Source organism: Prosthecobacter sp., assembly GCF_044373815.1.
Taxonomy (GTDB): Bacteria; Verrucomicrobiota; Verrucomicrobiia; order Verrucomicrobiales; family Verrucomicrobiaceae; genus Prosthecobacter.
Window position 1 is genome coordinate 1 of record NZ_JBIPNG010000222.1, and the last position, 10367, is coordinate 10367.

Annotated in this window: 9 protein-coding genes; 6 read left to right on the forward strand and 3 right to left on the reverse strand. The window is 62.4% G+C overall.

Annotation, left to right across the window (positions count from 1 at the left end):
• A partial coding sequence (locus ACIREA_RS17760) for an ExbD/TolR family protein (RefSeq protein ID WP_397383658.1) occupies positions 1-361 on the forward strand: 361 nt, incomplete at its 5' end.
• 527 nt (positions 362-888) lie between these two features.
• Here the strand turns inward: ACIREA_RS17760 and ACIREA_RS17765 are convergent.
• Both ACIREA_RS17765 and ACIREA_RS17770 read right to left on the reverse strand, forming a co-directional pair.
• Positions 889-1185 carry a hypothetical protein gene (locus tag ACIREA_RS17765; protein ID WP_397383659.1) on the reverse strand — a complete coding sequence of 99 codons (297 nt, stop codon included), beginning with the start codon at positions 1183-1185 and terminating at the stop codon, positions 889-891.
• Positions 1186-1690: 505 nt separating this feature from the next.
• Positions 1691-2110 (reverse strand): hypothetical protein, encoded by a 420-nt coding sequence (locus ACIREA_RS17770; protein ID WP_397383660.1) that lies wholly within the window; start codon positions 2108-2110, stop codon positions 1691-1693.
• Positions 2111-2213: 103 nt separating this feature from the next.
• Here ACIREA_RS17770 and ACIREA_RS17775 point away from each other — a divergent pair, with 103 nt between their 5' ends.
• From ACIREA_RS17775 to ACIREA_RS17790, 4 genes are all read left to right on the forward strand, one after another.
• Complete coding sequence (locus ACIREA_RS17775; protein ID WP_397383661.1) at positions 2214-2459, forward strand: hypothetical protein; 246 nt, start codon at positions 2214-2216, stop codon at positions 2457-2459.
• A 99-nt stretch (positions 2460-2558) separates the two neighbouring features.
• Entirely contained in the window at positions 2559-4937 is a 2379-nt protein-coding gene (locus tag ACIREA_RS17780; protein WP_397383662.1) for a DUF4062 domain-containing protein, read from the forward strand.
• 696 nt (positions 4938-5633) lie between these two features.
• On the forward strand, positions 5634-7349 hold the full coding sequence (locus ACIREA_RS17785; RefSeq protein ID WP_397383663.1) for a hypothetical protein: 1716 nt from the start codon (positions 5634-5636) through the stop codon (positions 7347-7349).
• A gap of 203 nt (positions 7350-7552) precedes the next feature.
• Positions 7553-7702, forward strand: coding sequence for a hypothetical protein (locus ACIREA_RS17790; RefSeq protein WP_397383664.1), 150 nt, complete (start codon positions 7553-7555; stop codon positions 7700-7702).
• Positions 7703-7733: 31 nt separating this feature from the next.
• Here ACIREA_RS17790 and ACIREA_RS17795 read toward each other — a convergent pair whose 3' ends face one another.
• On the reverse strand, positions 7734-8216 hold the full coding sequence (locus tag ACIREA_RS17795; RefSeq protein WP_397383665.1) for a hypothetical protein: 483 nt from the start codon (positions 8214-8216) through the stop codon (positions 7734-7736).
• A 274-nt stretch (positions 8217-8490) separates the two neighbouring features.
• Between ACIREA_RS17795 and ACIREA_RS17800 the strand changes: the two genes are divergently transcribed.
• The gene (locus ACIREA_RS17800; protein ID WP_397383666.1) at positions 8491-9786 is read left to right on the forward strand and encodes a hypothetical protein; all 1296 of its coding nucleotides are present in this window, start codon (positions 8491-8493) and stop codon (positions 9784-9786) included.
• Positions 9787-10367 lie beyond the last annotated feature (581 nt).

Consider the following 10367-nt stretch of genomic DNA (forward strand, 5'->3'; position numbering starts at 1 on the left):
CATCATGGTGATCCTGCTGATCTTCTTTGTCGCGACGACGACATTTGAGAAGGACAAGACGCAGATGAAGATCACGCTGCCGGAGTCGAAAACGCTGGGCGGTGCGGCGACGACGCCGGAGGTGCGCGTGGCGATCACCATCGATGAGCAGCAGCATGTGTTTCTGGACGGGAAGCCGGTGGAGCTGGAGCAGCTGGCGGCGGCGATCACGTCGATGAAGGAAACGACGCCCGAGCTGAAGCTGGAGCTGAAGGCGGACACGACGGCGGCGCTGGGGAACCTGGTGAAGGTGTGGGACGCGCTGAGGGAGGCGGGGTACAGCATCAATGATGTGCCGGCACGGATTCAGCGGGCGAAGTGAAGACTTTTTTCGCGCAGCGGCCTGGGGAAGAGCAGGCGGGAGTGGCGGTGTGATTTGAGGACGCATGAAGGTGTGCGGCGGTGCGCCTGGAAGACGCTGCTGGTGGGCGTGGGATGTGCCGGAGTGCTGGGTTTGCTTTCCGATTCTGATGGCCGGTACCCAGGGGCACCTCGCTAGAGCTCGGCGGCCCTGGGCTGAAAGACGCAACCCCCTTGGGGTTGGTGTGTGGTGGAGTGGGCAGAGCAGCGGCGAACAGGCCTTAGGGGCTATGGGAGCTATTTGGCTGAGCGGGTTCGAGGTGAGCTGCTAACGAGGAAGATGCAGACCAGAACGGGCTGCTGCGCAGCCGCGAAGCGAACCCCGAACTACGAACGAAGAAGTGGGCCGACTTCCTCCTTGGCTCTTCGAGCAGTGGAGGAAAAATGTTTTCTGAATAGGAGATCTGGGGCTTGGCTAGGTGCAGCGCAGCTGCGGTGTTTGATGTGTTCCGCGCAGTCTCCGTTGTGCCGGGTGATGATAGGCGCAACTCATCGAGGCACTTTTGGAACACGAGGAACCTTAGGCAAAGAGGGAACCTTTGGCAAAGAGGGCAGCTTTGGAACACGAGGAAGTTTGGGGACGCCGGGGGGATTGTATTTTTTGCCCTGTGTGGCGGGGGCTGGCTCGCTGAATTGAATCCAACTGCCGCCGTTGTTTTCCCTGGCGAGGGTTTGGTCGGCATTGAATTTGTGGATGGTGCCCATGTGGGGGCGGCCATGCACCCGCCATGGGGCTGCCTGGGCGGCTGAGGTGAGTAGCAGCAGGATGAGGAGGAGGGGCTTCATGTGGGGACTGTGCGCGGGTTTTGGTGGGGGCAAGTGCGTAATGATACTAGGTGAGTAATTGGGTTTGGGAATGTGCAGGTTTTAGCGTTTGGATGCGCTGTGTCATCCAAGGCGTGAGGCGGGGCGTGTGAAGGACGCCCATTCTTCGCGCTGCGCGCTACGAAGGGCAGGCTTGCTGGTGGGCGAGGTGTGTGGCGAAGCCAGGGTAGCCTCGCTTAGGCTCGGCAACCCTTCGCTATGTTACGCAGCCCTCTTTGGGGCTGGTGGATGGCGGAGCGTGGTGGCGTGGGCGGAGCAGCGGCGAACAGGCCCTAGGGGCTGTGTGACCTCAGGGTTCGAGGTGAACAGCGAATTAGAATGCCGCTGACCAGAACGGGCTGCTGCGCAGCCGCGAAGCGAACCCCGAACTACGAACGAAGAAGTGGGCAGGCTTCCTCCTTTGCTCTTTGAGCTGCGGAGGATACGAAAGCTGGGTGTGCCGTGACGTGAGGAGTGAGGAGCGGGTTTAGCGGCTCTTCACTTTGGTGTACTTCACGTAGGGCTCGAATTTGTAGCATTTGGGCATGAGGATGCCGCGCTTTTTGAGGATGGAGGTTTTGTTTTCCTCCACTTCAAAGCCGGGGTGGCCGGTCCAGGCCCACTGCCAGCCTTCGTTGGCGATGAAGAGGCCACCGCGCTCATGGCCTTGGCGAATGATGCCGGTGGTTTTGAGGCGCTCCGGGGCGGCGTAGTAGATGCCTTTGGAGGACTGGGCCTCGGGCTGGTAGATGCCAGCGGGGAGGGTGAACTTGCCGTCCGGGTGCTGGCAGTCGACGGCCTGGGCCACTTGGATGGCGGGGGTGCCGGGGGCGCAGCGCTCGAGATCTTTGGAGGCGCAGGAGACGAGGAGGCAGGAGGTCAGCAAGGCGGAAAGCAGGTGTTTCATGAGATGAGGAGGAAGCGCTTAGGTGGTGCGCGCCAGGTGCGGACGGGGCCGGAGATGAACGCGGCCATTACTAAACACAGGATGGTGGACGTGTGGTAGCAGAATGTGGTGGCGATTTGGTGAGGTGGGCCGCTTCGCCTGCGATCTCGATGTGTTCACCGGCCTGGCGGCGTGCTGCAATCTGCTTGGGGCTTTCTTTGGCCAGGAGCTCATGCATGGGCATGCCATAGATTCGTTCAAGACGCTGAACCTGGCGTTCTCCATGCCCGCGGCAGCTGGTGATCAGGAGGGCTGCATGGTGGGGCGTGTGGCTCGGAATTTGCGGAGCTCAAACAAGGAATGGGACTAGGGGAGGGGTGAAAAGGGATGGAAGTCCGCCTTGCAAGCCCGCATCCTGTCGGCTTAATCCGCGCACGTCGGTGTATGGCCGTTTGTTTTTTCTTTTCGCATGAGCTCTCCTCCCAAGGTCTTCATCTCCGCCACTTCGGGTGATCTGCGCAGCGCGCGCAAGGTGGTCGAGCAGGCACTGCTCAAAAGCCAGTGCCTCCCAGTGGAGCAATCGAACTTCCACCCCGACTGGCGCACTCTCGAAGACCTCGACCGGAAGAAAATCGAGGAGTGCCAGGCTCTCATCCATCTCGTGGGCTGGCGCTATGGCGCGGAACCGGACCCCGCCACGCTGCCGCCCGGCACGCCCCGCCGCAGCTACACCCAGCTCGAATATCACGTGGGACGCCGCCTCCAGACGGACCTTGGAGACCCGCGGTTCCGTGTCTATGTCTTCCTCTGCCCGCAGGGTTTCCCCTTTGACCGGGAGCCCGACGCGGAGCCGGAGGACAAGCGTGCGCTCCAGATTGAGCACCGCCGCTTGCTAGAGTGCAGCCCCTACCGCTATGACACACCAGCGGATGATGGGGAGCTGGAGAAGGCGGTCCTCGCCATGCGCGAGGAGGTCTTTGCGATACAGCAGGAGCAGGTGCAAACCACCGCCGTCGTCCAGCGCTCCCATCGCCTGCTCATCCTCGTCCTCCTGCTTGTTCTCGTTCTTGGCGGTGGCATTTACGCGGTGCATCGCTACACCCAGCGCGGCCTTCACGAAATCGTCGAGTCCCAGAAGCTCGACACCGCCAAGATCAAGACCCACCTGCGTGAGTCCTCCGAGCACCGCTTGGAGCAAGACCTGCAAGCCGCTGGCCTTGAAGCCAAGTCCGACGACCGCGAGCGGCTCAAGGACAATGCGCAGGCCGCGCACCAGTCCCGCCTCGCGCGCATTGATGACCTCGCCGCCAGCTTCGCTCTTATTGAAGGCCGGGCCGACGCTACCGAGGAGGTGAAGGAGATGGGCCGCATCTTGCAGGAAGAAGGCGTGGATGCCGCTTTGCGCTATATCGAGGGGAAGCGCGCCGCGCTCCTCGCCCGTGTCGCTGCCGCCGATGCCGCGCATGTGGAGCAAAAGCGTGCCCAGCTCCAGCCCCTGCTCCAGGCCGCCGGCCTTCAGTGGACCAAGGGCCAGACCGCCGCCGCCCGCACCAGCTACCACCAGTTGCTCAAGCTGGACCCGCAGTGGCCGCAGGCGCTGGACGCCTACGCAATGTTCCTCTTCGACCAGTCCATCTACTTCGAGACCATCGGCCCCCTCAGCGCCGCCGTCGCCGATGCCCAGCAGTGCCTGGCCCACGCCCAACGCTTTCATGACCTCGACCCTACTCAGCCCCGCGCTCAGCGTGTGCTCAAAGCAGCGCACGACCAGATGGGCGATGTCCTCAGGCAACGCGGGGCCAAGGGCGATGCCGACGAAATCATCCAGCACTGCCAGCAAAGCCTCGCCCTCGCCGAAGCTTTTTACAAGGCCGACCCGAACTCCGAAGTCTTCGCGCGGAGTGTGTCGGTGAGCTTGGAGAAGTTGGGGGACTTTCTGGCCCGGCGCGGCCAGCCCGGCGACGCGGAGGCCGCGCTCAAGCACTACACGCGCAGCCTGGAGCTTGCCGAAAAGCTGTTGGCCGGCAACCCCGACTCCGGCGAGGCTGCGCGCGATGTGTCGGTGGGCCTGGACAAGGTGGGCGACTTCATGGCCCGGCGCGGCCAGCCCGGCGACGCGGAGGCCGCGCTCAAGCACTACACGCGTAGCCTGGAGATGAGCGAGAAGCTGCTGGCCGCCAACCCCGACTCCGGCCAGGTCGCGCGCGATGTGTCGGTGAGCCTGGACAAGCTGGGAGACTTCCTGGCCCGACGCGGCCAGCCCGGCGACGCGGAGGCCGCGCTCAAGCACTCCACGCGCAGCCTGGAGATGCGCGAGAAGCTGCTGACTGCCAACCCCGACTCCGCCCAGGCCGCGCGCGATGTTTCGGTGAGCCTGAACAACCTAGGCAACATTCTGATCCAGCGCGGCCAGCTAGGCGACGCAGAGGCCGCGCTCAAGAACTATACGCGCAGCCTGGAGATAGAACAGAAACTGCTGGCCGCCAACCCCGATTCCGCTCAAGCCAAGAGCGGGATATCATGGGCGTGGCAGTGTCTGGGTATCGCCCTGTCCAAACGCAACCAAACGGGTGACGGGGAGAAAGTGACCCAATACTTCGACTGGTGTGTACAGATCAGAGAAGCACTGAAGATCAGCAATCCCTCTTCAGGAAGTGCTGCTAGCGACCTCGCTGAAATCTGCATGGAATACGGCAACCACGCTGAGCGCAGCGGCAAAGGCGATGCACAGTCATGGTGGAAACGCGCCCAAAACATCCTCACTGATAAGCAAGAGAAAGGCATGTCACTCTCGCCGGACGACCGCAAGTTCCTCGAAACGCTGCGGGCGAAGGTGAGTGCCAAGTAGGCGTGGGGTTGGGGGAGCGACAGCCTGTGAGGACGTGGCGGAAAGGCAGGACCATCTGGCGGGGGAGGGGATGAGGATTGGCGGCTGCTGGAGAGGTTGTGTTGTGGTTGTGGGGCTGATGCGAGTGGGGTGTCGAAAAGAGGGCTGTATCTGAGTCGGAGAAAAGCTCTTTGACTGAGATGGCACTCTGTCGCGATTGCGCGCGCCGAATGCCCTGAGCTGTTTGGAAAGGGGGAGCGATTTGAGTCACCCGTCTGAGCTGGGACGAAGGATTCTAGGGACGCGCACAGCGCATCCCTACCGGTCCTGGGTGCTGCGATTGATCCTTCGACTTTCGCCCTCTGTGGTGCATCGGGAATGGTAGGGAACCGCTGTGCGGGTCCGTGAATTTGGGTTTGTCGCAGCACAGGCGATCAAAAGGGTGCGCCGTCCATGGAGCTTTCGACAGCGGAAGGCGGAGAAGGTGGCGTTTGGAAAGGGGGAGTGCTTTGAGGCACGAGATGGAGCTGGGACGAAGGATTTCAGGGACGCGCACAGCGCATCCCTACCAGCGCTGGGTACTGCGATTGATCCTTGAACTTTCGCCTAGATTGGAAATTTGGTCACCATGATGTGGTATTTCATGATTTAAAATTTGATGAGCATGAAGAAATTGCTTGAGATCTGAAATCGGGACCCAAGGCTGATGGTTACATTATGAATGATGCTGATTTTCATTTGGTGGCGCATTCGCCGCTGGTTCATTTCGAGACGTGCACGAAGGTGCAGAACGCAACGACGAAGAAGCTGGAGACGCCGCGGGCGAATGTGCTGCAGCGACGGATGGCGGAGGCGGTGGAGGTGCTGACGGCGCTGGGGATTCCTGCGATACGGGTGATCGTGACGAAGATCCGGCAATGTGGCGGGACGACGTTTAGCGTGGAGGTGATTTATCACCTGTGCCAGCAGCGGAACACGGATGCGCTGATTTTGGCGAACATCAGCGCGAACAGCCAGGGCATCCTGGAGCGGATACGAACCTTCAGTGAGAACGACCGCTTCCCATGGCACAATGCGCTGGTGCCGCGTGAGCGGCGGATGAAGTGGGCGAACGGGAGCACGGCGACGATCACGAGTGCGGAGTCGATGAACCCGGGGATCTCGAAGCCGCGGCAGGCGGTGCTGTTTAGCGAGAGCGCGAAGTATCCGCGCGGCGGGGTGAAGGATGACCGGAAGATCATGGCGTCGATCCTGCCTTCGCTGAATGATGCGGGGCTGGCGATCGCGGAGAGCACGCCGGACGGGGCGAGCGGCTGGCACTACGAGACGTGGCAGGGGGCGCTGTCTTTGGATGATTTTCTCAAGGCGTGGCGTGCGGGGGATGCGGCGCCGGGGAACGGGTGGGTGAAGGTGTTTGCGGCGTGGTTTGAGTTTGCGGAGAATGCGAAGCCGGTGACGGCGGCGATGCGGGCGAAGATCGATGCGTCGATGACGCCGCGTGAGGCGAACGGTCGGCGGCGCTATGGATGGACGTATGAGCAGCTGGCGTGGCGGCGGGCGATCATGGAGGCGGAGTGCTCGGGCTCGGAGGACACGTTTGATGAGTTTTATCCGGAGGATGAGGTGAGCTGCTTTTTGTCGTCAGGCAGGCCGCGCTTTAACGTGGCGGCGCTGCGGCGGCTGGAGCTGGCGTCGCAGCTGCATGAGCCGGAGGTGGGCTCTCTGGTGGCGGTGGGAGATGGGGTGGAGTTTCAGGTGGATGCGAGCGGCTTTGGCAGTTTCCACCTGTGGGAAAGACCGCAGCCGGGGTGCAGCTACATCGTGTGGTGTGACCCGATGACGGGGGAGGACCAGGCGGCGAGCGGTGACCCGGACCGGCACTCGATCGGTGTGCTGCGCACGGAGTATCAGGAGGCGGGCGGTGCGTGCTACAAGGATGCGGTAGTGGCACGGGTGCGGCCGCCTTTTACGGGGACGACGCTGCTGACGGCGGACTACATCGCGCTGCTGTCAGAGTATTACGGCGGGGCGCTGGTGGTGCTGGAGGTGAACATGGGGCTGCATGTGCTGGAGCGGCTGAAGGATGCGGGTGTGCCGCTGTACAAACGGCAGGTGGTGGATCCGTATGACCGCGAGAAGCAGAACTTCATGCTGGGGTGGAAGCTGAAGGACCGGGACCAGCGCAGGGATGTGATCGACAGTCTGGCGCTGGCGTTTCACAATGAGACGCTGGATGTGTTCTGCCCGCATATCTTGGCGGAGTGCAAGAACTTCATGTGGAGCAAGAACGGCCGCGAGGAGGCGCGCAGCGGCTGCCACGATGATGATGTGATGGGGCTGGCGATGGCCTACCGCTGCAAGGGGAGCGCGACGCTGTACAAGGTGGCGACGCGGCGGAGGCGGCGGCCGGTGGATTACCGGCGGGTGAAGTAGCGGGGCCCGCGCTCATGTGGCGCTGGGCGTGTGGGGACACAGTGGGGGCAGCTTGGCCAAAGCACTTGATTCGGGGGATTGGGCGATGGTGTGTTTGTTACGCGCTGGTGAACGGGTGGGCTGTCGCCACACCCATTCTACGTTCTTGATGTCGTTGCTCGTGGGGGCTGGGAGCAGGCGTGGGCGCTGGCCGACAGGCAGGAGTGCCTGTCGTACTTCATGCAGGGAGCTTTGTGGTGCGTGTGGTGCTGGCGGCGTGCGGGGCGCTGGGGTCTGAGCACGCGGTGGTCTTTGACGGGGCGGAAGGGCGCTGCGTGGTGTTTAGCAACGGGGACTGGTGCCGCGAGGAGTGACGAATGACGAATGCGGGGTGCTGCTGATGCTCTAATTGGTGGGGGCGCTTGCTGCAGCAGCGGGGGCAGGGGGCGGTGTGGTTGCAGCGGGGGCTGGCTGTGCAGGGCCTGGGGGGGATGTTTTTTCGGGGTAGTCCCAGGTGCGGGTGAAGTAGGGGAGGTGGCTGATGTCGTTGCGGATCAGGACGGACTGCACCACGTCTCCCTTGGGGGTTTTTGTGAAGCGGATGAGAATGGTCCAGGTGCCGGTGTGGTGGTTTTTATACCAGGTTTCGGTGGTGACGGGATCGCCGGCTTTGATGGACTCGATGTGGGCGTCGCTGCTGGAAAGGAGGGTGTTGGCATCGGTCAGGGAAAGGGTGCCGATCTCGCGGAGGCGATCCCACGCGACGGGCGGTGAAGGATAGAGGGCTGTTTTGACCGTGGCGACCATGAGGCCGATGAGGATGAGAATGAGCACCGCCATGGTCTTGGGCGAGGTGGGCGGAAGTGAGTCGGGGTCGGCTAATTTCATGGGGATCGAAGGGGGCAGGGGAGTATTGAGGTGCGGCGCGGTTTGTCGAGGAGGGGATGGTGTGAAAAGTGAATAGGCGCGGGGCTTACCGCTGCGGAGTGTGGAGCGGTGCCTGCCTGAGAGCGACCGTCCGACGGACTGCATGAATCAAGGCCATCTGCCGGCATGGGCGCGGATGTGGAAAGCGGGTGCTACGGGATGAAAGTATACCTAAAGATGCCATGATAAAATATCAAAGTACTTGAACTCTTAAAACCGGACCCAAGGGTATGTCATGGCCTTTCAAAACATTCAATCCGACGACGAAGAACAAACCCAGGAAGAAGAGCAGCAGCCGCAAAAGCGGACCAACATCCGCTCGCGCAACAACGAGTATGATTCCGAAACGGGTCCGGGTACGGGGAGTGCGGCGAGGCGCACTGGCACGATCAACCGTGACGGCAGCACCTCGCCTGTGTCCTCGACATTTGGCACCGCGACGGGATCTCTGAGCCAGCCGCTGCCGCAGTTCACCCCGGAGCAGCTTGATGGCATGAAGAAGGCGAACAGCGCGAGCTTTGGGAAGCGCCCGGGCCGCCTCGATGCGCGCCCGCGCAACAACATTTACATGCCCGGCACGGGGCCGGGGACCGGGCGCACGGCGATCCGTGTGGGCACGATCAACCGTGATGGCAGCACCTCGCCGGTGTCCTCGACGTTTGGCACTGCGACGGGATCGCTGAGTCAGCGGTCGTCCAAGCTGATGACGCCGCGCCCGACGCCGGCGGATGCGTATGCGCAGCGGCAGAGCAATGTGGCGCTGGCGAAGGCGAACGGGACCTTTGATGCCGTGCGCCAGAAGTTCAATGGGGCGAATTCGGGGCAGATCATGGACGAGCATGGCAACATTTCCAAGAACCCCAACTCGCCCAAATTTGACCAGGTGCCCGACGGCCAGGGTGGGTACAAGTTTGTCCCCGTGCCGCCGAAACAGACACCGCGCACGCAGCCGAAGCCTGTGGCTGCCACAGGTGGGCTGGATGGGACGATCAAGGCCTCGACGGAGCAGTTTGGCGCCGCCAACCCTTTGAAGGGCATGGAACTGCCGAAGCCGCTGGCGCCTGCGGTGCTGGCGGCTCCCCTGAAGACTGCACCCACAGGGGCGTCTTCCCCGGCGATGAATCCCTCGATAACACACACAATGACGCCTGTGGCACCCAGCAGCCTCGGCATGCCAAGCACGGGAACGCTGCAGGCAAACACGCAGCCGCTTGGCATCGGCTCTGGTGGGTTGGGAGGGCCGCTGAAGCTGCCGGATCCTGCGAAGGACGACTCGAAAAAGCCTTTAGCCCGCGCGAAAGGTGGGCCGGTGAAGGCTGGCAGGCCCTACCTTGTGGGTGAGGAGGGGCCGGAGATCATCGTGCCCAAGCATAGCGGCCATGTGGTGCCGAATCATGCCATCTCCACTGCGGAGCTGATGGAGATGAAGCGTGCCGGGAAGAACATCGTGCTGACGAAGGGTGCGGTGGGAGCGAAGTTTTTTGAGACGCGTCCGGCTCCGCAGAAGAAGGTGTGCCGGGGCAGGGGGTGACCTGGTTTATGAGGATGAAAACGGGGTTGTCATTTGTCAAGAATTTGCACACTGACCCCATTTTGGGGGGCGGCGGTGGCGTGGGGTTTGAAGTGGAGCATGGGCGACACTTGTACCGGGGACATGGGTTACACTGCCTGCTCCGCATTTTGAGGGTGTTCACTGACAGGCCGGCAAGCAGGCTGAGGTCGAAGAATGATCAATACCCTGCGAAAGCGGTGTCGCCGATGCAGGCTTGCGCCGTGCATCTCTGTCACCGCAGTCCAGGACGCTGGCGCGTGGTTGCAAGGACCAGTGTTTTCGCGAGCGCGAAGCGTCTTGGAGTGCGTGCGGCAAGCCTGGGCACGACGCCGCTTTCGCAGGCTGGACGGTGCGCTGAGGCAGGAGATAGTGATTCACCTCGCGAAAGCGGTAGCTGCGATGCAGGCTTGCGCCTTGCATCTGCGCGACCGCAGTCCAAAAGGCTGGCGCGCTGGGCGGTGAGGGCGCGTGAGGGATCGGGACGATCCCTCTCCGCCAGAGGGCTGATGTGTTCGCAGGGTGACTGAGGAGCAACCTGTGCGAAGGGGGTGCACGCGGCT

What these genes read in the sequence shown, in the direction of transcription:
- ACIREA_RS17765 (WP_397383659.1), bottom strand. Translation starts at nt 1,185, where the DNA reads ATGAAGCCCCTCCTCCTCATCCTGCTGCTACTCACCTCAGCCGCCCAG.
- ACIREA_RS17770 (WP_397383660.1), bottom strand. Translation starts at nt 2,110, where the DNA reads ATGAAACACCTGCTTTCCGCCTTGCTGACCTCCTGCCTCCTCGTCTCC.
- ACIREA_RS17775 (WP_397383661.1), top strand. Translation starts at nt 2,214, where the DNA reads ATGTGGTGGCGATTTGGTGAGGTGGGCCGCTTCGCCTGCGATCTCGAT.
- ACIREA_RS17780 (WP_397383662.1), top strand. Translation starts at nt 2,559, where the DNA reads ATGAGCTCTCCTCCCAAGGTCTTCATCTCCGCCACTTCGGGTGATCTG.
- ACIREA_RS17785 (WP_397383663.1), top strand. Translation starts at nt 5,634, where the DNA reads ATGAATGATGCTGATTTTCATTTGGTGGCGCATTCGCCGCTGGTTCAT.
- ACIREA_RS17795 (WP_397383665.1), bottom strand. Translation starts at nt 8,216, where the DNA reads ATGAAATTAGCCGACCCCGACTCACTTCCGCCCACCTCGCCCAAGACC.
- ACIREA_RS17800 (WP_397383666.1), top strand. Translation starts at nt 8,491, where the DNA reads ATGGCCTTTCAAAACATTCAATCCGACGACGAAGAACAAACCCAGGAA.